Source organism: uncultured Thiothrix sp., assembly GCF_937873765.1.
GTDB lineage: Bacteria > Pseudomonadota > Gammaproteobacteria > Thiotrichales > Thiotrichaceae > Thiolinea.
This window is the reverse complement of record NZ_CALMZC010000039.1, coordinates 173,879-195,892: the sequence shown is the minus strand read 5'-3', so window position 1 is coordinate 195,892 and position 22,014 is coordinate 173,879. Positions and strand designations below refer to the sequence as shown.

Sequence of the window (22,014 nt, the reverse complement as noted above, 5' to 3'; positions counted from 1 at the left end):
TAGTCACTTTTTGTGTAGTTATTTTTGACGGGATATATCACCGCTCCCCTCTTATATCCCTATAGGGGAGGCATACTACACAGATAAACTTTGAAAAGCCACAAGCTGAGCATCTAACCTATTTATTTTTACAGGTTAAAATAATAATAATTTAAAAATCAATTATTTAAAAACATCAAATAATTTTTAAATACTTAAAGCTACTGACCGTTTACTTTAAAAAAGCGCCTTAGCTGTTGGTCATGCCATTTACTAAGCGAGAATAAGGCTAAAATAGTACCGATTAGTGCTAAAGCCATATCTGACTGTGTGTCCCAGATATAACCTTGCGTCCCTAAGAAGGCTTCTGCCGAATCACCTGTAGCACTGGCTACTGCCCATTCAATCAACTCATAAAAAGCACTAAAAGCTAGACAAAAACAGATAATAAAAAAGTTCATCCAGAATCGTTCTGGAATAATTCCTTTACGAACAATCAGTTCTCGAGCAATTAAAGCTGGTACAAAGCCTTGCATAAAGTGTCCAAGCTTATCGTAGTTATTGCGCTCAAAGCCAAACCACGCTTTAAAATCATTGAATAAGGGGACTTCAGCATAGGTGTAATGCCCTCCCACCATTAAGACCAAGCAATGAATCAGAATTAGTGTATAAAGTAGCGGTGTCAGTGGAAAACTTTGGCGTGTCACGGCTAAAACCACAATACCAATTAAAGCGGGAAGAACCTCTAAGAACCAAGTGAAGTAGTCATGTGGGCTGATGGCTGACCAAATGAGTATAACCAAGAAAATAATTAGCCAAAGACTTCGTATCGCCATATTCTAGCCCCATTTTTCTTAAAAACTATCTATATTTTCAATAGGTTAAAAGCAAAAATAAATTTCAGCTGCAAGCTTTAGATCCATAAACACTTACCTGCTGACTTTTGAATGGCAGCTAAGCGTTCGTTATGTGCTGTTAGCTCTTCTGTAGTAGCGCACAAAATCGGCAAATTAAGCCCTGCCGCAATGCGTCGAATCGCTGCTCCAGTTCCTCTGGAGCCACGGCCATCATCTACCTCTCCACCTAGTTGCAAACTAACTTGCCCACCGGTCATAGCCAGATAAACATCCGCAAGGATTTCAGCATCCAATAAAGCGCCGTGCAAAGTACGATGCCCATTATCGATTTCATAGCGCCGACACAAAGCGTCCAAGCTATTTCGTTGCCCCGGATACATTTGCCGCGCCATCACTAGTGTATCCGCCACGGTACAATAATCCGTAAGCGCTTGATAAGGCTCAGTCAGTTGAGCTAACTCATAGTTTAAGAAGCCAATATCGAAGGGTGCATTGTGAATAATCAACTCAGCACCTGTGAGATAAGCAATAAACTCAGCGGCAATATCTTTGAAGCGTGGCTTGTCTGCCAAAAACTCGTTGGTGATACCATGAACTTCAATTGCTTCAGCATCAATTTCCCGATCTGGTTGTAAGTAGAAGTGAAAATTATTGCCGGTCAAACGCCGGCTTACCATTTCTACGCAACCAATTTCAATAATACGATGCCCCTCTTTCGGGTCTAAACCGGTAGTTTCAGTATCGAGAATAATTTGGCGTGTCATACTGATTTCCTCTCATCAATCGCTCTATTCGCTAGACCATCTACGCGCTCATTGTCGGGATGGCCTGTGTGCCCACGTACCCAGCTCCATGTAATCTTATGTGGCTGAGCGGCTATATCTAAGCGTTGCCATAGATCTTGATTCTTGACAGGTTGACCACTCGCACTCTTCCAGCCTTTACGCTTCCAACCTGCTAACCATTCGGTCATACCTTGCAAAACATATTTAGAATCGGTCGTTAAGGTCACCTCACAGGGCTGTTTTAAGGCTTCTAGGCCTCGAATTGCCGCCATCAACTCCATTTGATTATTAGTAGCGGTCGCTTGATAACCATATAATTCTCGCTCTTGCTCAGCATAACGCAACAGCACTCCCCAACCACCTGGCCCCGGATTACCCCGGCAAGCGCCATCCGTATATAACTCAACTTTTTTCACGCTTCGATTCTCTTTTTCTCAGAGCCTGCACAGTGATGGCTGCTAGTTGTATTAACCGCCATGCTTGGGCTTAAACGTTTTTGGGTAGGACGTATCAACGGTTTAATTGGAATGAGACGTGATACTTGTTTACGCACGTGGATGATTTGCACGCTGCCGAAGGGGAGCTGATATTTTCGCCCTAAATGATCTATCCATGCTAAGTGCTTGAAAACATTATCACGCCCTATGGCAGGGCGAAAGCCTAGCGTATAGCTCCCTAACATCTCAAAGCCTAAAACCCCAAACCAATCACGAATCCGGCGTTTGGTATACATCGCAGGGCGATCAGACACTCGACTTAAGTAATTCCAAGCTTGCCCTAAACCACGCAAGCTCCATGGGTTGAAACTAATTAACACACAATGTCCTTCTGGAACTAAGACACGTTCAATCTCCCGCAAGACATGATGGGGGGACTGGGCATAATCTAAAACATGGCAGCCCACTACTAAATCAATCTCATTAAAACCAATTGGCAAGGCTTCAGCTTTGGTGATCGTATCTGCAATAGTAGAATGAGGATTAGTGGACAATTTAATATGAGTGCTAATACGCGAAGCATCTAATAAATTACAATGCTCCACCATCAAGCCTAGCTCCAACGCATAATAGCCGAACACATCTTCAGTCATCGTGGTGACAAGTTGGCGCAACTCCGTCAGCACATACTTACCTTCCACAGTACTATACCAACTCTGCAATTGGTCTATTTGCTGTTCAACCGAAGCAACAGGATGGGTTAAAACAACAGTTGTTGCTTTTTTCTTGTTCATTCAATCAATACATATTATAGTCAACTGCAATTTGCTTAATAACAAGTCAGCAAGCAGGGCAATCAAAGTAGGTAAAATCTTAATCTGACATTCCGGGCAGAGAAACACAACTACAAACAAATAAACTGGGGTGAATTAGATCTTCCAACCTTGAGCTTGCAATACCAGTTTTGTAATAGGGTCTATTGGGGCTAAATCATGGGTACATCTACTTACCTCGTACTAGTCGCGGCGGTATGCGCTTTATTGTTTTTAAATGGCTGCAGCAGCACACAGCCAGACACTAGTCTTGAAACCACGGGTAAACCCACTGTTTCGATCCCCGAAGCCCTACCCCTTACTGAGAGCAGAAAACAATCAGCTTATCGCTCTGCTAAACATCGATCGACTTATGCAAAACGCACTTGGGTAGCGCAAGCACGTCCACAAGCCTACAGGCGTGTCGCTGTTACCCCACGACTTCAGCGTGCAATCTATATTCCTAGTGTCAGCAACGATTATAGTCTTGATCAAGACTTCGATACTTGGTCACGCGTATTTAGACATTTCCAATTAGCTGATTATTCAGGCAATCCACGGGTACAGCAATTTATCCGCTCCTATGCACAAAACCCACGAAATTTAAGCATTCTCTCTGCTCGTGCTAGCGTGTTTTTACATATGATTATTGAGGAAGTAACACGCCGCAGTATGCCCGCTGAAGTGGCTTTACTGCCTTTTGTGGAAAGTGGTTTTGATGCTGATGTCTTTTCCAGTGCCGGTGCTGCAGGCTTGTGGCAATTTATTCCCTCTACAGGACGCAATTACGGTTTAAAACAAACCAGCGATTACGATGCGCGTATGGATCCCTTTGCTGCTACCGGTGCCGCTTTAAATTATCTCCAGAAATTGCATCGTCAATTCAATGGTGACTGGTTATTAGCTTTCGCTGCTTATAATTGTGGAGAAACTTGTGTCAGTCGCGCAGTCGTTCAAGCACAACAAGCTGGTCTACAACCGACTTTCTGGAATTTATCACTGCCACAAGAAACCATGAACTATGTACCACGCTTACTAGCCTTTAAAGAACTTATTGGGCGCTCAGAATATTATGGTATTCGCCTGACTGCTACACCGAACTCAGCCCGTCTTGCACAAATGCGGATTAATAAGCCCGTCGATTTACGTTTAGCCGCTATGCAAGCCGGTTTACCTGCCAATCGCTTGATTGAGTTGAATCCCTGTTTCCGAACGGGGATAACAACGCCTGAACACTCCAATCGGATTATTCTCCCCCGCGAATATGCTAATCATATCGCTCAGATTATTCGTGTCATGCCTGCTGCTTATACACAAGTTAGCTATCTTCCACGTAACAGATCGTCGTATGGTAGTTGAGCTGGAATCTAACTCTCGCTAATTTAATAGAGAGCACCGTATTTACGGTGCTCTGTTAGGAGCGCAAGCCTATGGCAGAATTAATTATTAGTCTGAATAATCAAATTATTAAAAAAATCAAGCTTGCTGAAGCTAAGTACCTGCTTGGACGTTCTAATCGTTGTGACATTGTTTTAAACGAGCGTACAGTTAGTGCTGAACATGCACAGCTTATCCAGATTAGCAGCGAGTGTTTTCTAGAGGATTTACAAAGTACCAATGGCGTTTATGTCAACCATGTGCGCATCCAACAACATTATTTAGTCGATCACGATCTAATCCAAATTGGCAAGTATGAACTCGTCTTTCAAGACCCCGTTAATCGCTATAAAGCCGTCTATGACCTATGTACTACTGCTAAAGCTTTAGATGATTTAGCAAGTTTTGCACGCCTAGAACTGATGAGTGGTGAAAAAATTGGATATTTTATCCCATTGAAAAACAATCAATTTATTTTAAGCATATCTAATAATAATGCTGATACTGTACGTATAGAAACCACCCCTGATAGACAGTACTTGCTACATAGTTTCGATAAACAGCAAATTTCCAGTGCTCGGCGCTTACAGTCTAACGACAAATTTCAACTAGCTGAGCTGGTATTTAAGTTTCATGAGCCAACAAAACTAGCTAAGCTGTGATTTTTGGTAAAACCTTAAATCTATGCCCAGCCTTTCCATCAAGGATTTACGTCGACACATTAGACGCCAACGTTCAACTCTAGCAAAAGCCGCACAACAACAGCTTTCTCAGCAGGCCGTTCAACACTTAAGTGTTCATCGTATTTTTCGCGCTGCACGTAATATTGCACTGTATTTACCCGTGCGTGGGGAAGCTGATCCACGTGCCTTATTAAAGTTTGCACGCTCTACACAGCGGTTTTTTTTACCTGTATTGAGCTTAAGCCGCGACTCAAAGCTGATCTTTGTAGAGTGGTGTCCAAAAACACGTTTCTGTAAAAACCGTTTTAATATTCCTGAACCCCTGCTAGCTAAACGCCGAATTCTCAGCCCAAGGCAATTGGATTTAGTCATTATGCCTTTAGTAGCTTTTGATCATTATGGTTCACGCTTAGGTATGGGGGGTGGCTTCTATGATCGGAGTTTCGCCGCTAAACGTTATTTACAACAAGCTCAACCGTTTTTACTAGGATTCGCTTATCCTTTGCAACACGTTGAGCGATTAGAGCGGCAAACTTGGGATGTACCTCTCGATGCTAGTTGTACCGCACAGGGTTTAAGTTTCTACTAAGCTTGATTATATTAGAATATTATAATATAATGTCTTTAATGTAAGCTTGTGAGGAAACATCATGAAAAAACTTTTAATCGCTCTTAGCCTCTTCGGTCTAGCCAGCTCTGCCAATGCTGATTTTTTTGGGGGTGGCAATAACGGTGAGTGGAAAATGGGACCTTATGGCCCTTATTGGGAAGAGAATGATTGGCCAGAATGGACACCCATGTATTGGATGCAGGAAATGAGCGATAGCTTTAATGATGATAATAATGATGGCTTTAGCTTTAACCAAGGTTCTCGTTCTTGGAATATGCCGTTCTTTGGTAATAATGGGTATGGTAATGGTATGCCTATGATGCCTTATGGTTCTTATGGCTATCCTAATCCCATGATGATGCCCTATGGTTCGGCACCGATGCCTTATTATGGCGGCTATGCTATGCCTAATGCACAAGTTCCGGCTGCTCCACCTATGCCAGTAGCACCGACTGCGCCAATTAATACAGTGCCCGGTCCAAGTTCACAAACTGAAGCCCCAAGCGTGAGCAGCACTAATTAAATTTATTGAGTGTTTTCTGGCTTACAAACACCAGATCCGTTCAAGGTACAAAAACCTGCTGGTAATTGAACACCAGCAGGTGGTTGTGCAATAAATTTATTATTGGTTAAAGTATCAAGCACTTGAGTACTAGCCAACTCTGGTTTATTAGGTTCTATGCTTGTATTCGCGATAGGTGTTTGCTCACTAAAACGCTCTAAACGTAATTCAGCAAAGTGAATCTGCGCTTGCCATTGATCCTGCTGATAAGCCTGCTCCAAACTTAATTGCGCTTTCTCTTGCGCATTCAACCCCAATTTTTCAGTAGATTCGGTCATAATTAATAAGTGCTGCCAAGTCATTTCCGCTTGATTCAAGAGAGTTTGAGCTTGCTCACGTGAATTTGCCATTTTGGCTAAGCTCTCATAAGTAGCTTGCATCTCAATTAACTTGTTCCAATCACTCAAATATTGAGATTTCACTTGAGCATCAGTAGCTGAAGTGAGCAGAGGTAAAACTTGAACCGGTACTGCAACAGAACTAGGCTTAAAAGCAAATAACACACCTAAGGAAATCGCTAACAGCAGAACAATAAACCCTGCATAAGCAATTTGTGAACCATAATGACTGAACCAAGAACCTTTAAGCGGTTCTTGCTGCTTTAAGATCAATTTAGCCATGACCATTTAACCAGTTGAGGGGTTAAGAATTGCAAATAGGTTTCTGACACAAAACCTTAGCTTTAAGAAAATAGCAAGCAGCGCTAAAAACACCAGCACGTACTAGACAGATGGTAATGAAATCTAGCTGCTACGTCACTGTTTAAGAGTAGGAAACTAGGCAATAGTTCCTAAAAAACAAGTACCTGAGCAAATTAAAGTGCTCAAATGGGTTGAGCAGAAGGCTCGGGGTTAGGTGCAGATATTGGCTGTTCTGGAGGCTTTGCCAAATCTTGCTGTAACTGATTCATACTGTCTTCAAGGCTTTTACCCAGCTTATCAATACTTTCACTTAAGCTACTATCTAAGCCTTTTAAGCTTTCTTGCATGAAATTATTCAGTTGATCCACCACGGCTCCCATCGCACCACTCACCATCGAACCCAAGGTTTTCTGCACATCAACACGCCATTTATTTTCATGCAAACTTAAGATCGTGCGCAGTGGAATTTGCAGATCGCCCTTTTCGCCGCTGTAGAGCACAGTCGCAACTTCGGCTAAACCGTTTTCTATTTTCAGTTCACCTGTTTCAAAGCGTTTAGCAGACAGTTTTTTGGTATGCAGCAAGCCTAAATATTGAGTACTATCCCAAGTTGCAAGATTTTTAGCAGTTTCCATCTCATCTTTTAGGACGGCCTCCCAAAACTGATTCGCCACCTGCCGTGCATCTTGTTCGGCAGAGCTATTACAAGCGGTTAAGCCAAAACAACAAACCAAGCTCAGCAATAAGCCATAAATGCCATAAACTTGTGTTTGCATGCTTAAACTCCTAGTAACACGCCCTCTTCTTGACTATTTAAGGATAGACGCACGGTTGTGATTTGATTTTCCAGTTGCCTTGTATCATCGGGGCGAGTAATAACTTTACAATAGTTGGGCGTATAACCGGTATAAATCAATCGGCCATCCTGTTCGCGACTACGCTCCCATAACACGGAAACAGCTTTACCTACTTGTCGCTGTAACCAAGCTTGCTGTGAACGTTCAACAATTTGATGCAACTCCTGACTGCGTTGCTTTTTAATTGCCTCAGTAATCGGATTGGCTAAACCTGCTGCTTTCGTACCGGCACGCGCAGAGTAAGTGAAAATATGCACATACCCAAAGCCGATCCGCTCTACAAACTCTACTGTCGCACGCCACTCCTCCTCAGTTTCACCCGGGAAGCCGACAATAATATCCGTGGTGACATTAAACTCGGGGATAGCAGTACGGGCTTGGGCGACGAGTTGAGCAAACTCAGTGGTTTTACAACGCCTTGCCATCCGGCGCAACACCGAATCGGCCCCACTTTGAATCGGCAAGTGCATATGTGGCATTAGGCGTGGATTACTAAACAGTGCAAAGAAATCCTCAGGCAAATCCCAAGGCTCAACGGACGCAAAACGAATCCGTGGAATATCCGTTTCTGTCAGAATCCGTTGCACTAAGCTATAAAGCGAACTATCAACTAAATCACTACCATACCCCCCCACATGCACACCTGTGAGCACAACTTCTTGCACACCTTGGCTAGTGAGCTGGTTAATCTCTTCAATAATGGAAACTTCAGTACGACTACGTTCTTCACCCCGTGCCACAGTCACAATGCAGAACGTACAGCGATAGCGGCAACCGTCCTGAATCTTGATAAAAGCCCGATGGCGGCCACGCACAAATAAACTATTTTCCCCCGGCTCAGTAGCAATTTCTGGCATTACTGGCAGAGCAAAAGTTTCCATTACTTTATGGGGAAGCTGATCTTTTTCCGTATTAGGAACTACCAAATCAACGCCTAAAGTATTCGCTACTTCAGTAGCTTGTAAAGTGGCGTAGCAACCACTAACGATCAATTTTGCCGCCGGATTTTCCCGATATAAACGATTGAGTAAGCGTCGAGATTTAGCCGAAGCTTCTTGAGTCACTGCACAAGTATTCAGAACCACCACATCAGCATCCGGTGCAGCAGCGACAACCGCATGTCCTGCCGCACGGAAACTTTGTGACCATTGCTCTAACTCAGCTTCATTGAGTCGGCAACCTAAAGCTTTTAAGTGTATTTTCATGGCAATTGCAGTTTAGGGGTTAATGGTGCGATTGCCATCCGTTATTAAATGTTTTCTGGATGCAATACAATTTCTGAGCGTGCTCGTAAATCTTCTAAAGCGGCCTCTAATTCACGCGCACCACTTACACTGCCGTACATTTGTGGGCTGTTTTCTTCAAGGGTATTCGGGCCATCTTCAACCGCTTTCAGTGAAATGACCGTGTAGTCGCCGTTCGCTAACACCACTTTATCCCAATCTAATTGACCAGTAACAGGACGAGGCAACGTGAAAATCTTCTCAATGACCTCAGGGGCAATTGTACTACCTGTGCGTTGCACAAAGCCCGGCTTTTCAATCGTTTCTGCTTTACCCAAACCAGAAGCATCCAAAGCCGTCCAGCCAGTCGTTTTCAGTTGCTTTAATAACTCGTCGCCTTTTTGGGTGACTAACTTGCGGGCTTCTTGTGCTTTAAGCAAAGTAGTAATTTCTGCTTTCACTTCATCCAAAGGCTTTTGTGCAGCAGGTTCTTGACCCGCCAAGCGCAATACAATCGCTTGCGTATCCGAGACTTGCACCACTTGTGAGTTTTTGCCTTCCTTTAATACTTCATCGGAAAAAGCCTCAGCTAATAACTTAGGGTCAGTTAACACACCCTCACCTTTAGAACGTCTTAGCCAAGCTGATTCTTGCACAGGTACATTCACGGCTTTAGAAGCAGGCGCTAAATCACCACTTTGCTCATAAGCAATGGTTTGTAATTTTTCTGCTGCATCTAAGAAGAGCTTTTCAGCTTCTGCACGACGATAATCCTGCTCGACTTGAGTCTTCACTTCTTCATAGGGCTTTTGCACTGCAGCTTTCACACTATTGACACGAATAATTTCATAACCAGCGCCTGTTTTGACAGGTTCTGTTATTTTATTCACTTCAGCGGCAAATACAGCCTTTTCAAACTCAGGATCCCAACTCCCTGCAGCAACCTCACCCACAACACCTGCTGCCTCCGCAGTAGCTTTATCATCCGAGTCAGTTTTAGCAGCATCCTCAAAGGTCTTTTTACCCGCTTGCATGTCGGCATAGATAGCATCAATTTTCTTCTTAGCTTCAGCATCCTGTGCAGGATCTGCAACTGCTACTAAGATATGGCTGGTATTACGGGTTTCAGGGGTTAAATAACGATCCTTATGTTCATCATAATAAGTTTGCAGGCCACCTTCATCAACGGTAACGGTGTTAGCTAATGCTTCTTGATTTAAGTCGATATAAGCCACTTTGACTTTTTCTTCAGTCATAAATTGGCTTTTATGCTCAGCGTAATACTTGCTGATTTGCTCGTCGGTAATTTGTACTTGTGGCTCAAAATCAGCGAGTTTGATAGTAAATAGCTCAACATCACGCTTTTGGTTACGTAGAGTTTGATACTGTTCCATTTGCGCCTTAGTTGCGAAAGCAGTACTTTGCAGACCATCGCGGAATTGTCCATTAGTAATGTCAGTACGCATTTGCTCTTCAAACGCCCCTTGATTACGCCGCTGCGAAGCTAAAAAGCTTTCATAAGTGGCTTTATCAAACTGACCGTCCTTTTGGAACACACTAATTTCTGCAATCGCTGTGGCAACATCTTCCGTGCTAGCCCGGTAACCCTCATCTTTTGCTTTCTGACGTAGCAACACTTGATTTACGACATTATTTAAAGCCATTTTTTTTAAATTATCGTCACCTAACTGTGCCGCCATTTGCCCAAATTGCTGACGAATCTGTGCTAATTCCTGCTGAACCTCTTGTGCAGGTATGTCCTCACCATTCACCACCGCCGCTGCCTTAGTGGAACCACCTTCCATATAGGAATTGATGCCCCAAAGTGCAAACGGAATACTGATGAACCCTACAATGGCATAGGCAATCCAGCCTTTGGCTTTATCATGAATCGTTTGTAACATATTTTTCTACGTATTATTTAAGTTGAAATAATCAGAACTGCCCGCCCTTAGGGCATGACGCATCATACAAAATGCCTAGCGTGAGAGGAAGAAAAAAGCAACGATTGAAAGGTTGGCGGAGTGGACGGGGCTCGAACCCGCGACCCCCGGCGTGACAGGCCGGTATTCTGACCAACTGAACTACCACTCCGCGACAGAACTTTAGATATAAAAAAGGATGCTGAATAAGCATCCTTTAGAAATAATTGGCGGAGTGGACGGGGCTCGAACCCGCGACCCCCGGCGTGACAGGCCGGTATTCTGACCAACTGAACTACCACTCCGCGAAAGCTATCAACAACGATGGTGGGTGATGAGGGACTTGAACCCCCGACATTCGCCTTGTAAGGGCGACGCTCTACCAACTGAGCTAATCACCCGTTGTTGGAAGGCCGCTATTGTACTGCATCCTTCAAAGCTTTACCAGCTTTAAATGAAGGAATTTTTGCAGCAGCAATTTCAATAGTATCCCCAGTGCGTGGATTGCGCCCAGAACGTGCCTGACGCTCACGAACAAGGAAAGTCCCAAAACCAATTAAAGAAACTTGGTCACCTTTGGCTAAAGCTTCAGTGACTGCTTCTACCATAGCCTTGAACGCACGGTCGGTGTCTGCTTTAGTCAGGCCTGACTTCGCAGAAACTGCATCGATCAATTCTGTTTTGTTCATTAAAAGAGTCCTTTGAATTCGTTATTTCAGGGAAACCGGAACACTCCTCCACTACCGTCCTGTAGCAAAAAAACGACTAGTGTGAATATGTTTGACTGTTATACCAGCGACCTTGAAAAGGTGTCAACTAAATGACAGCGTAACATGGCGTTTTCCCTAGGTTTCTTAATGGGTTCGGGTATTTTCCAGCTCTTCCTCATTCGTTGATACCACTGGATTTGTCGCATTTTCGCCTTCATCTTCATCTGCGACATCTGCTACAGGTTCAGGCATTCGCTCCAAAGCCAAAGTTAAAACCTCGTCAATCCACTTCACCGGACGAATATCTAAACCCTTTTTCACCGTTTCAGGAACTTCGACTAAGTCCTTTTCGTTGTCCTTAGGGATTAGCACTAAACGAATTCCTCCACGGTGCGCTGCTAATAGTTTTTCCTTCAAGCCACCAATAGGCAGTACTTCACCACGTAAAGTGATCTCACCCGTCATGGCTACATCCGCCCGCACTGGAATCCCACTCATCGCCGAAACAATGGCCGTGACCATGCCAATACCTGCACTAGGACCATCTTTAGGAGTCGCACCTTCAGGCACATGAATATGCACATTATGCTTACGCAGGAAATTACGCGAAATGCCGAGCAACTGTGCACGGCTTTTCACTACCGTTTCCGCAGCATAAATGGACTCTTTCATAACCTCGCCTAAGCGGCCAGTACTTTTGATTGCCCCAGAACCCGGTAAAAGAGCACTTTCGATAGTTAGAAGATCGCCCCCCACTGAAGTCCAAGCCAAACCTGTTACTTGGCCGATTTGATTCTCTTTACCGCCCCGCCCATAATCAAATTGTTGTACACCCAAATATTTTTCAAGATTTTTGGGTGTCACCGTTGATTTGGTCTTCTTGGTTAGTAAATGTTGCTTCACTGCTTTGCGACATAATTTAGAAATCTCTCGATCTAAGTTACGTACCCCTGCTTCACGGGTATAGTGGCGAATAATATCTAGCACTGTGGCATCGCTAATCGCAAGCTCCCCCTCTTTCAAACCATTTGCTTTCAACTGTTTAGGAAGCAAATAATTCCGCGCAATATTCAGCTTTTCGTCTTCGGTATAGCCCGGAATACGAATAACCTCCATCCGATCCAATAAAGGCCCAGGAATACGCATACTGTTTGAAGTAGCTACAAACATTACATCCGATAAGTCGAAGTCAACCTCAAGATAATGATCAGCAAAAGTATGGTTTTGTTCTGGATCAAGCACTTCTAGCAAGGCTGAAGCCGGATCACCGCGGAAATCCGTCGACATTTTGTCGATCTCATCCAACAAAAACAGCGGATTACGTGTACCTACTCGTGATAAATTCTGAATAATTTTTCCCGGCAGTGAGCCAATATAAGTACGCCGATGCCCACGGATTTCCGCCTCGTCACGTACTCCACCTAAAGCCATACGCGTAAATTTACGCCCGGTCGCACGGGCAATTGACTGCCCTAACGAAGTTTTACCCACCCCAGGAGGTCCCACCAAACAAAGAATCGGCCCTTTGATTTTCTTAACGCGCTGCTGTACGGCCAAGAACTCTAAAATACGCTCTTTAACTTCGTCTAAGCCATAGTGATCTTCATTGAGAATCTTTTCAGCTACCGATAAATCAGAAAGTACCTTGGATTTTTTCTTCCAAGGTAAACCCACCATCCAATCAATATAATTACGTACCACTGTGGCTTCAGCGGACATCGGTGACATCATTTTTAGTTTATTGAGTTCGGCGGCGGCTTTGTTACGCGCCTCTTTAGTCATCCCTGCTTTATTGATACGTCGAGACAACTCTTCAATTTCACTAGGGCTTTCATCCATATCACCGAGTTCTTTCTGAATGGCTTTAATTTGCTCATTCAAATAGTACTCGCGCTGACTACGCTCCATTTGCTGTTTCACTCGGCCCCGAATTTTTTTCTCAACTTGTAGAAGATCTAGCTCATTTTCGATGTGCTCAACTAGGCTATGGATACGTTCTTCTACATTTAGAGTTTCAAGTAACGCTTGCTTTTGCGTAATTTTCAAGCCTAAGTGCGCGGCGACTGTATCCGCCAAACGTACAGGATCTTCGATACTCGCAAGTGAGGATAAAATCTCCGGCGGGACTTTTTTATTGAGCTTCACATATTGCTCAAAAAGATTAATCAATGAACGCCCCAGCACTTCGACTTTACGCTCTTCAGCCTCCAAAACCGAAGGACGTATTTCGATTTCTGCTGAAAAATAAGGGCTTTCATCATCAATCGCTACCATTTCTGCACGTTCTAACCCTTCGACTAAAACTTTTAAAGTCCCATCCGGTAGTTTCAGTAATTGTAAAATGGTCGCCAACGTTCCTAAAGTGTGTACATCCGTTAGCTCAGGATCGTCGACTTCAGCACTTTTTTGTGCAACTAAAAGAATTTGCTTGTCCGTGGACATCGCAGCATCTAGCGCTTGAATCGAGCGCTGCCGACCAACAAACAAAGGAATCACCATATACGGGTAAACAACCACATCCCGTAAGGGTAAAACGGGGACAACCAATCTGTCCATATCAGTATTTTTATCAGACATTTGTAACCTCATAGGCCCTGATGTGGCGCTAAGCGCGTCTTATGATGCGGACTGAACAACCATCAGCAAAGGTAAGAGTCTAGGCTCTCAGTACCAGAGCCTAGTCAAGAAATTAATCACTCACCGGCTGCAGCCATTTTAGGCTCAGCATTTTCATAAACACGATAAGGCTCTGACTCACCACGCACCACAGCCTCATCTACAATGACCTTGCTAACGGATTGCTCAGATGGAAGTTCGTACATAGTGTCTAAAAGAATTTTTTCAAGAATAGTCCTTAAACCACGCGCACCCGTTTTACGCTCCATCGCTTTACGTGCAATTAAATGTAACCCTTCTTCTCTAAAGATTAGCTCAGTACCTTCCATTTCAAACAAGCGACCATACTGTTTAGTTAAAGCATTCCGTGGCTCAGTTAAAATTTGTACTAAAGCAGCTTCATCCAATTCTTCTAAAGTAGCCACCACCGGTAAACGCCCAACAAACTCTGGAATCAAACCATAACGTACTAAGTCATCAGCTTCGATATCTTTAATCACATCGCCAAAAGGCTTACTAGTTTCAGGCTTTTTTACCGCTGCAGAGAAACCGATGCTGCCCTTTTCGGTACGATCACGAATGACTTTATCCATACCCGCAAACGCACCACCGCAAATAAAGAGAATATTTTTGGTATCAACTTGCAGGAATTCTTGTTGAGGATGTTTACGTCCACCTTGAGGCGGAACCGAGGCAATTGTCCCTTCAATTAATTTCAATAAAGCTTGCTGCACGCCTTCACCCGATACATCTCGGGTAATCGATGGGTTGTCAGATTTACGGGAAATTTTATCGATTTCATCAATGTAGACAATGCCGGTTTGAGCTTTTTCTACATCATAATCACATTTTTGCAGGAGCTTTTGGATGATATTTTCCACATCCTCTCCCACATAACCCGCCTCGGTTAAAGTAGTCGCATCTGCAATCGTGAAAGGCACATTCAATAAGCGGGCTAAGGTTTCAGCCAACAGAGTTTTACCACTACCTGTAGGGCCAATCAGCAAAATATTACTTTTAGCTAACTCAACGTCATCTTTACTAGTCTTTTTGAATAGGCGCTTATAATGGTTATAGACGGCTACCGATAAAACTTTCTTGGCTAACTCTTGACCAATCACATATTCGTCTAGGTTCTGACTAAGCTCACGCGGTGTCGGTAAATTAGTTTTGTCATCTGTCTCACTCTGAGTAGAGTGCATTTCTTCTTGAATAATGTCATTACACAGGTCGACACACTCATCACAGATAAATACCGAAGGTCCTGCAATCAATTTACGGACTTCGTGCTGGCTTTTTCCGCAAAACGAACAATACAGTAACTTTCCAGTGTCTTGGTTACCCTTTTTGTCTTTACTCATTCAGAACCTCTGCCTGCACCAGAACTATCTGGCGAATGTGCTTAAATAGCTTAAAACTGCTATGTAATGCTAAAAACAAGAACTTCAAGCCTTATTATCTACGAGTATGGGCTTGAATAACAAGAAGCCTATGCTTTGTATGTCTATTAAAACAAAAACAGCCTGATGAACAGGCTGTTTTTAAGTAATTTTTTAGAAAAATTTGTGTTTAAGCACTACGTTTATCCAAAACCAAATCAATCAAGCCATAATCTTTCGCTTGATGAGCTGTCATAAAATTATCTCGATCAGTGTCTTGGCTAATTTTCTCTAAAGGCTGTCCGGTATGCTTGGATAAGACTAAATTCAGCTCTTCACGAATTTTTAAAATTTCACGGGCATGAATTTCAATATCAGAAGCCTGACCTTGGAACCCACCTAAGGGCTGATGAATCATCACCCGTGAATGCGGCAAGCAAGCCCGTTTACCCGGAGCACCTGCAGCCAATAAGACCGCCCCCATACTCGCCGCTTGCCCAATACACAAGGTACTCACCTGTGGACGGATAAATTGCATAGTATCGTAAATCGCCATCCCTGCTGTCACCACCCCACCGGGTGAATTGATGTACAGGTGAATGTCTTTTTCTGGATTCTCAGATTCTAAAAACAATAGCTGCCCCACAATGGAGTTCGCCATATAGTCTTCAATACCACCGACACAGAAAATAATTCGCTCTTTCAGTAGTCGAGAGTAAAGATCATAAGCTTGCTCCCCGCGAGAAGTTTTTTCGATCACATAAGGGATACCTAAGGCTTGAGTTCCTAGTGCACCATTGAACTTAGACATTATTATTTCACCTGTACATTAGCTTATTAAGCGGCTGCCGGTTCCTGTTTACGATTCATGACAGATTCAAAATCGCGCGCTTCGTCAGTGACCTGCGCTTGATCTAAAACCCACTCCACAATCATATCTTCCATCACAGCTGCTTCCACAGTCTGCATAGCTTGACGATTAGTGCGGTAGTAATTAATCAAAGCGGCTGGGTCTTCATAAGAGGCAGCCAAAGTCTCCAGCATAGCATCGACCCGTGCAGGATCACGTTGCAGACCTTTTTGACGAATAATTTCGCCAACGATCAAACCCAACTTCACCCGACGCGCTGCTTGCGGCTGGAATAAATCATCAGGGATATTATTAGCTGGAGTGCCTGTGCTTTGCGAAAACTCCTCACGAACGTGTTGGATTTCGTCTTTCACTAAAGCACTAGGTAATTCAATTTCATGTAAGCTAGACAAACCTTCCATGACTTGTTGCTTGACTTGCGCCTTTAGAGCATTACCCAATTCGCGAGTCATATTTTTCTTCACTTCTTCGCGGAAAGATTCCATGCTGCCATCTTCTACGCCGAACTGTTTAATAAACTCCGCATTGACTTCTGGCAAAGACTCTTCCTGAACTTTATGCACAGTCAGCTTGAATTGAGCCGTTTTACCTTTCAGATTCTCAGCCTGATAATCTTCGGGGAACGACACATCAGCCGTTTTAGTTTCACCCACTTGCATGCCAATTAAAGCAGCTTCAAAGTCTGGCAGCATACGACCAGCGCCTAACTCAACAGAGTAATTTTGTGCAGTACCACCAGTAAAAGCTTCGCCGTCTAAAGTACCTTCAAAATCGATTAGAACCAAATCGCCACTTTGTGCAGCACGATCAGCATCTTTCCACTCACGTTGCTGCTTGCGAATGGTATCTAGCATCTTGTCGATGTCAGCGTCTTGAACTTCAGCAACCGGACGTTTGACTTCTAAGCCAGCTACATCAGCAACCGTAAATTCTGGATAAACATCAAAGTTCGCCACATAAACCAAAGGTTGACCAACAGCTAAAGCTTGTAATTCAATTTGTGGCAGGCCAGCGACCCGTAGATTTTGCTGAACAGAGGCATCACGGAAAGTATGCTCTAAGACTTCACCGATTACTTCTTGGCGTACAGAATCACCATAGCGAGACTTTACAACATTGAAAGGAACTTTGCCGGGACGGAAACCGTCAAGACGCACGCGCTTGACCATTGACCTCAGACGTGACTCAACGCTCTGCTCAATACGCTCGGCAGGCACTTCTACTGTCATTTTACGCCCGATACTTCCTGTTGACTCTACTGAAACTTGCATGCCATACCTCATCTCCCCATCCACAAACAAAAGGTTGGAGGGGTTATCATCAAAATATTTGGATTGTTTTAATCGTGGTGCGAAAGGAGAGACTCGAACTCTCACGCCTTGCGGCGCTGGAACCTAAATCCAGTGCGTCTACCAATTCCGCCACTTTCGCATATTTCGCTAGATAAAAGGTGGTAGTTACCCATAAATCTAGAAAGGAGGCGATTATACACAGCAAATTGCCAGATGTATAACCAAATGTAGAGTAAGGTTGGGGTGGCTGATGGGACTCGAACCCACGACGACAGGAATCACAATCCTGGACTCTACCAACTGAGCTACAGCCACCACCTGGAAACTTTATTGATCGAGGCTCATCGGGACAACAATGGCGCGCCCGGCAGGACTCGAACCTGCGACCCACGGCTTAGAAGGCCGTTGCTCTATCCAGCTGAGCTACGGGCGCAGAAGGCAGACTATATAAGATTTAACTTGATCATAGACCACTTTGAAAAAGTGGTCGGGGTAGAGAGATTCGAACTCCCGACATTCTGTACCCAAAACAGACGCGCTACCAGGCTGCGCTATACCCCGACTTGAGTTGCAACTTTCGCTGCTTGATGTTTCAAGACCGCAAAATATACAGATCGAAATTGCAGTCGTCAAGCAGAAAAATACAAGTTAAGCATGTTCGTTTAACCAATAACCAATCGCCGGTGGAATCATCTTCTGTGCTTTTCCACTGACATAAATTCCGATGTGCCCACCATTGAAGCTTAGCTCTGCATAATCCTTAGACCCCACATACTGAGCGAGAGCCTTAGACGCGTCAGGTGGCACTAGATGATCCTGATCCGCATAAATATTCAAGACTGGCATAGTGACATTAGCAAGCTTCACTGTACGCCCTGCAATCTCAACTTCACCTTTAATCAATTTATTCTGCTGAAAAAACTCTTTCATGAACTGACGGAAAGTTTCACCCGCTTGATCTGGACTATCAAAAATCCATTTCTCCATCCGCAGGAAATTTTTCAGGACATCCTTGTCATCCATCATATCTACTAAACCTAGATACTTCTGACCCATCAGTTGATATGGTTTTAGATTCAAAAAAGTCCAGTTGAGCATTTCACCTGGAATATTTCCTAGGGTATCCACCATTAAATCCACATCAACTTTTTGAATCCAACTACTCAACATATTGTCAGGTGTTTGGAAATCGACGGGTGTTACCATAGTAACTAAATTTTTCACACGCTCAGGATGCAAAGCGCTATAGCACAAGCTAAAAGCACCACCTTGGCATATTCCTAAAAGGTTAACTTGTTCAACTTGATGGCGTGCGCATAGCTGATCGATGCAACGATCCAAATAACCATTCAGGTAATCATCCATCGTTAGATAGCGATCAGAAGCATCTGGATAGCCCCAGTCAATCAGATAAACATCTTGTGCCGCATCCAATAAGCCCTTAATGGTAGAGCGGTTTTCTTGTAAATCGGTCATGTACGGACGATTAACTAGCGCATAGACAATCAACAAAGGTGTAGGATTGCGCTCAACTGCTGGGTCACCTGTATAGTGCAGCAATTTAAGCTTATCTTCTTGATAGACCAATTCATGCGGAGTTACCCCTCCCATGCTCTCTTGCATCGCGAGCATATTGCCCATGCCTTGAGTTAACTTTTCATTAAAAGCTTTAACTTCAGCCGCAAGTACTTCAGGACGCATATTAAAAGGAATCATTTTGCTGCCTCCTGAGTAATTGTCGTTTGTATGGTTTGCTCAAGGCGTTTTAGGCGTTGATCTAATTCACGTAGCTGTTGGCGTAAGGTATTATTTTCACGCTTTAACTCATGTTGCTTCCTAACAGTCGCTTCATAGTCAGCGCGCACGGGTAAGCCAAACGCTTTAAACTCATGATCTAAATGCTCATTCATACCCTGCTTGAGTAGCAAGAAAGCATTAACTAACTCGCCATACAGGGTTTGATATTGCTCACTCGCCGCAAACTGCGCATAGGTATCTTCACTAACGTCAACCCATAAATCGTATAGCTCGCGTAGAGAACTAATATTTTTTCCCTGATCTGCTAACTTTTGAATGCGTGCGCGTAAAGCTTGCACCGACTCCTGCCCTTGAGTAGCAAAAGCTTCACTGTATTTATCCAGCGCCTGCTGATAGCGTAATGCCAAGGTTGCAAGCTTCTTTAAACGCTCTTGGCTTTTGTGCGATAAACCAAAGCTTGGGGTGGCTAAGGCCCTTTGTAGATGCTCTTGCCATAGACCCGCATTAGGCATAGTTAGACCACCTGCTCCTACTTCACGGAACAGGTTCATGCCCTGCATGTTACCAACGAGTTGCTGCCATCCCTCAAAGACGGATTGACCTAAACCTAGCTGGCTAGCGTTCTGCCCACTTTGCTGAAGCCATTGATTAAACCCATTTTCGAGTGAGCGCATCCAGCTTTCAATGCTAGGGGTATCAGGGTCAGCCTTAGAGTTACTATAGACCTGTTCAGCTAAACCTAAATAAACTTTGCCCATATCCATGACACGATTGAGCACATCTTTGATTTGTGGTGGTGAATCATGATTAACTGTATTCCACCACTTAGTTAAATCATTCGTCCATGCAGGAGCTTGCGAATTATTCACCGTAGCAGTTGTAGCGTTGGGATTAAAACTAGTAGCAAGAGTCGACCAATAGCGTTGCTGCGCTTCCAGCCATGTTTTTATGGCTTCTTCTGACCATTGCCTCGAACTCATCTCGGTCTCCTCCAACCTAAAGATAAAATGGCTGTACTATTCAAACATATCATGCTAATTTGTGCAGCGCAACAAGAGTAGTCTAGCGGGTTGCTTTGTCAGTCTACTCGTTCTAGAACCCCCTTGTGAATACTCCATCAAGTATGGCCTACATTGTTGATTTTCACATCATCGTCTAACGGAGATTTGGTATATGAGTAAAGTTGCACTAGTTACTGGCGGCACCGGTGGTATTGGCACCGCTATCTGTAAACGTTTAGCAGCTAACGGTTTCAAGATTATTACAACTTACTTCGAGCCAGAAGAAAAAGCGAAAGCTTGGGCCGAAGCTCAAGATTACGATGTGGATCTCTATCCTTGCAATGTGAGCGACTATAATTCTTGTGTAGAACTGAAAGAGCAGATTTTACGAGATCATGGTCAAGTTGATGTAATCGTCAACAACGCAGGCATTACTCGTGATTCAAAATTCACCCGTATGACTCCAGATCAATGGCAAGCCGTTATTGCTACTAACTTAAACAGCTTATTTAATGTCTGCCATCAATTCGTTGAAGGTATGACTGAGCGTGGTTTTGGCCGTATCATCAACATTTCTTCTGTAAACGGTCAAAAAGGTCAAGCTGGCCAAACCAACTACAGCGCAGCTAAAGCTGGCGTACACGGTTTTACCATGGCTTTAGCCCAAGAAGTAGTACGTAAAGGCGTAACGGTCAATACTATCTCTCCAGGCTATATCGGTACTGAAATGGTCATGGCGATCCGCGAAGACATCCGCAATGCGATTGTTGAGCAGATTCCTGTTAAGCGTTTAGGCAAACCAGAAGAAATCGCAGCCGTTGCGGCTTTCTTAGCTTCTGATGATGCAGCTTTTATCACTGGCTCAAATATCAGCGCAAATGGCGGTCAATTCATGCACTAATTCGTGCTGAATATTCTCTCAGTAGCATAGTCAAGCTATGCTACTGCATATAAAATAAGCAAATCCTCAGAAATTTACTCTTAAATCCTTGATCAAGAGTATGCACAGCAAAACAATAGCCTATACAATGAAGATGCACAGACCTAGTGCACACCACATTAACACACCAGAATTTTGGTAAAGAACGAGCATGTCCGACACCCGAATTATTAAAAAATATCCTAATCGCCGCCTGTATGATACGCATCAAAGCTGCTATATCACGCTGGCAGATGTGCGCGAATTAGTGATGAATGAAGTACCTTTTCAAGTCGTCGATCGCCAGACTAGCGAAGACATCACCCGGAGTATTTTGCTGCAAATCATTATGGAGCAGGAATCAGGTGGTAAACCGTTATTTAGTCGCGATCTTTTGTCTAAATTTATTCGCAATTATGGCGTTACCACTCAACAAGGTTTTAGCTCTTTCATGGAGCAAAGCATGCAACTATTCAATACTCAGCAACAAGCCATTAGCGAACAAATGCATCGTGCTTTAGCAGGGACTCCTTTGGATAATTGGCTAAAACTGAGTGAGCACAACCTACAAGCTTGGAACAAAATGCAACAAGACATTCTAAAAAGTATGTCACCTTTGGGTAAACGCGATCAGTAGGGCTTAAAGCAGCCCCTGGTCGTCTATAGCAAGCATCAACCACGATAGTTTTTTAACAAACAAAAAATTACCCGCTAGTAGCGGGT

21 protein-coding genes and 7 tRNA genes are annotated in these 22,014 nt (G+C 43.8%); 6 read left to right on the top strand and 22 right to left on the bottom strand.

Annotated features, from left to right (window positions below; all coding sequences use genetic code 11):
* Positions 1-200: 200 nt before the first annotated feature.
* The 4 genes from Q0307_RS12080 to Q0307_RS12065 all read right to left on the bottom strand — a co-directional run bounded on the left by Q0307_RS12080 (position 201) and on the right by Q0307_RS12065 (position 2,852).
* Complete coding sequence (locus tag Q0307_RS12080; RefSeq protein WP_298660912.1) at positions 201-815, bottom strand: DUF2238 domain-containing protein; 615 nt, start codon at positions 813-815, stop codon at positions 201-203.
* A gap of 77 nt (positions 816-892) precedes the next feature.
* Positions 893-1,600 (bottom strand): DNA polymerase III subunit epsilon, encoded by a 708-nt coding sequence (gene dnaQ, locus Q0307_RS12075; protein ID WP_298660910.1) that lies wholly within the window; start codon positions 1,598-1,600, stop codon positions 893-895.
* The gene (gene rnhA / locus Q0307_RS12070) at positions 1,597-2,037 is read right to left on the bottom strand and encodes a ribonuclease HI (RefSeq protein ID WP_298660907.1); all 441 of its coding nucleotides are present in this window, start codon (positions 2,035-2,037) and stop codon (positions 1,597-1,599) included. The genes dnaQ and rnhA overlap by 4 nt, the downstream gene beginning before the upstream one ends.
* Complete coding sequence (locus Q0307_RS12065; protein WP_298660905.1) at positions 2,034-2,852, bottom strand: methyltransferase domain-containing protein; 819 nt, start codon at positions 2,850-2,852, stop codon at positions 2,034-2,036. Before Q0307_RS12065 ends, rnhA begins: the two co-directional genes overlap by 4 nt.
* A 198-nt stretch (positions 2,853-3,050) precedes the next feature.
* Between Q0307_RS12065 and Q0307_RS12060 the strand changes: the two genes are divergently transcribed.
* The 4 genes from Q0307_RS12060 (at position 3,051) to Q0307_RS12045 (ending at position 6,063) form a co-directional block, all read left to right on the top strand.
* Complete coding sequence (locus Q0307_RS12060) at positions 3,051-4,229, top strand: transglycosylase SLT domain-containing protein (protein WP_298660903.1); 1,179 nt, start codon at positions 3,051-3,053, stop codon at positions 4,227-4,229.
* A gap of 71 nt (positions 4,230-4,300) precedes the next feature.
* Positions 4,301-4,909, top strand: a complete 609-nt coding sequence (locus Q0307_RS12055; protein WP_298660901.1) for an FHA domain-containing protein — start codon at positions 4,301-4,303, stop codon at positions 4,907-4,909.
* Between the two features lie 22 nt (positions 4,910-4,931).
* Positions 4,932-5,519, top strand: coding sequence for a 5-formyltetrahydrofolate cyclo-ligase (locus Q0307_RS12050; protein ID WP_298660899.1), 588 nt, complete (start codon positions 4,932-4,934; stop codon positions 5,517-5,519).
* A 61-nt stretch (positions 5,520-5,580) separates the two neighbouring features.
* Complete coding sequence (locus tag Q0307_RS12045) at positions 5,581-6,063, top strand: hypothetical protein (protein ID WP_298660898.1); 483 nt, start codon at positions 5,581-5,583, stop codon at positions 6,061-6,063.
* Between the two features lie 2 nt (positions 6,064-6,065).
* On the opposite strand, the gene Q0307_RS12040 is transcribed toward Q0307_RS12045, so the two are convergent.
* The 18 genes from Q0307_RS12040 to phaE form a co-directional block, all read right to left on the bottom strand.
* Entirely contained in the window at positions 6,066-6,722 is a 657-nt protein-coding gene (locus Q0307_RS12040; RefSeq protein WP_298660896.1) for a hypothetical protein, read from the bottom strand.
* A gap of 203 nt (positions 6,723-6,925) precedes the next feature.
* The gene (locus Q0307_RS12035; RefSeq protein ID WP_298660894.1) at positions 6,926-7,519 is read right to left on the bottom strand and encodes a hypothetical protein; all 594 of its coding nucleotides are present in this window, start codon (positions 7,517-7,519) and stop codon (positions 6,926-6,928) included.
* Between the two features lie 2 nt (positions 7,520-7,521).
* Positions 7,522-8,805, bottom strand: coding sequence for a tRNA (N(6)-L-threonylcarbamoyladenosine(37)-C(2))-methylthiotransferase MtaB (gene mtaB, locus Q0307_RS12030; RefSeq protein ID WP_298660891.1), 1,284 nt, complete (start codon positions 8,803-8,805; stop codon positions 7,522-7,524).
* Positions 8,806-8,849: 44 nt separating this feature from the next.
* On the bottom strand, positions 8,850-10,727 hold the full coding sequence (locus tag Q0307_RS12025) for a SurA N-terminal domain-containing protein (RefSeq protein WP_298660888.1): 1,878 nt from the start codon (positions 10,725-10,727) through the stop codon (positions 8,850-8,852).
* Positions 10,728-10,840: 113 nt separating this feature from the next.
* Positions 10,841-10,917 (bottom strand) — tRNA-Asp (locus Q0307_RS12020).
* A gap of 56 nt (positions 10,918-10,973) precedes the next feature.
* Positions 10,974-11,050 (bottom strand) — tRNA-Asp (locus Q0307_RS12015).
* A gap of 20 nt (positions 11,051-11,070) precedes the next feature.
* Positions 11,071-11,146: transfer RNA gene (locus Q0307_RS12010), tRNA-Val, on the bottom strand.
* 15 nt (positions 11,147-11,161) lie between these two features.
* Entirely contained in the window at positions 11,162-11,452 is a 291-nt protein-coding gene (locus tag Q0307_RS12005) for an HU family DNA-binding protein (protein WP_298660925.1), read from the bottom strand.
* Positions 11,453-11,599: 147 nt separating this feature from the next.
* Positions 11,600-14,011, bottom strand: a complete 2,412-nt coding sequence (lon, locus tag Q0307_RS12000; RefSeq protein ID WP_298660922.1) for an endopeptidase La — start codon at positions 14,009-14,011, stop codon at positions 11,600-11,602.
* Positions 14,012-14,148: 137 nt separating this feature from the next.
* A complete protein-coding gene (clpX, locus tag Q0307_RS11995; protein ID WP_298660887.1) occupies positions 14,149-15,432 on the bottom strand; it encodes an ATP-dependent Clp protease ATP-binding subunit ClpX in 1,284 nt (427 codons plus the stop codon).
* 208 nt (positions 15,433-15,640) lie between these two features.
* The gene (gene clpP / locus Q0307_RS11990) at positions 15,641-16,261 is read right to left on the bottom strand and encodes an ATP-dependent Clp endopeptidase proteolytic subunit ClpP (protein ID WP_298660885.1); all 621 of its coding nucleotides are present in this window, start codon (positions 16,259-16,261) and stop codon (positions 15,641-15,643) included.
* Positions 16,262-16,287: 26 nt separating this feature from the next.
* Positions 16,288-17,592, bottom strand: a complete 1,305-nt coding sequence (gene tig / locus Q0307_RS11985; protein ID WP_298660882.1) for a trigger factor — start codon at positions 17,590-17,592, stop codon at positions 16,288-16,290.
* A gap of 75 nt (positions 17,593-17,667) precedes the next feature.
* Positions 17,668-17,752: transfer RNA gene (locus Q0307_RS11980), tRNA-Leu, on the bottom strand.
* Between the two features lie 100 nt (positions 17,753-17,852).
* Positions 17,853-17,928, bottom strand: a tRNA-His gene (locus Q0307_RS11975).
* Positions 17,929-17,969: 41 nt separating this feature from the next.
* Positions 17,970-18,046 (bottom strand) — tRNA-Arg (locus Q0307_RS11970).
* 51 nt (positions 18,047-18,097) lie between these two features.
* Positions 18,098-18,174 (bottom strand) — tRNA-Pro (locus Q0307_RS11965).
* A gap of 87 nt (positions 18,175-18,261) precedes the next feature.
* A complete protein-coding gene (locus Q0307_RS11960) occupies positions 18,262-19,329 on the bottom strand; it encodes a class III poly(R)-hydroxyalkanoic acid synthase subunit PhaC (RefSeq protein ID WP_298660880.1) in 1,068 nt (355 codons plus the stop codon).
* Positions 19,326-20,351 carry a class III poly(R)-hydroxyalkanoic acid synthase subunit PhaE gene (phaE, locus tag Q0307_RS11955; RefSeq protein ID WP_298660878.1) on the bottom strand — a complete coding sequence of 342 codons (1,026 nt, stop codon included), beginning with the start codon at positions 20,349-20,351 and terminating at the stop codon, positions 19,326-19,328. Before phaE ends, Q0307_RS11960 begins: the two co-directional genes overlap by 4 nt.
* A 193-nt stretch (positions 20,352-20,544) precedes the next feature.
* Here phaE and phbB point away from each other — a divergent pair, with 193 nt between their 5' ends.
* A complete protein-coding gene (gene phbB, locus Q0307_RS11950) occupies positions 20,545-21,273 on the top strand; it encodes an acetoacetyl-CoA reductase (RefSeq protein ID WP_298660876.1) in 729 nt (242 codons plus the stop codon).
* Between the two features lie 190 nt (positions 21,274-21,463).
* The gene (gene phaR, locus Q0307_RS11945) at positions 21,464-21,928 is read left to right on the top strand and encodes a polyhydroxyalkanoate synthesis repressor PhaR (RefSeq protein WP_298660874.1); all 465 of its coding nucleotides are present in this window, start codon (positions 21,464-21,466) and stop codon (positions 21,926-21,928) included.
* Positions 21,929-22,014: the final 86 nt, after the last annotated feature.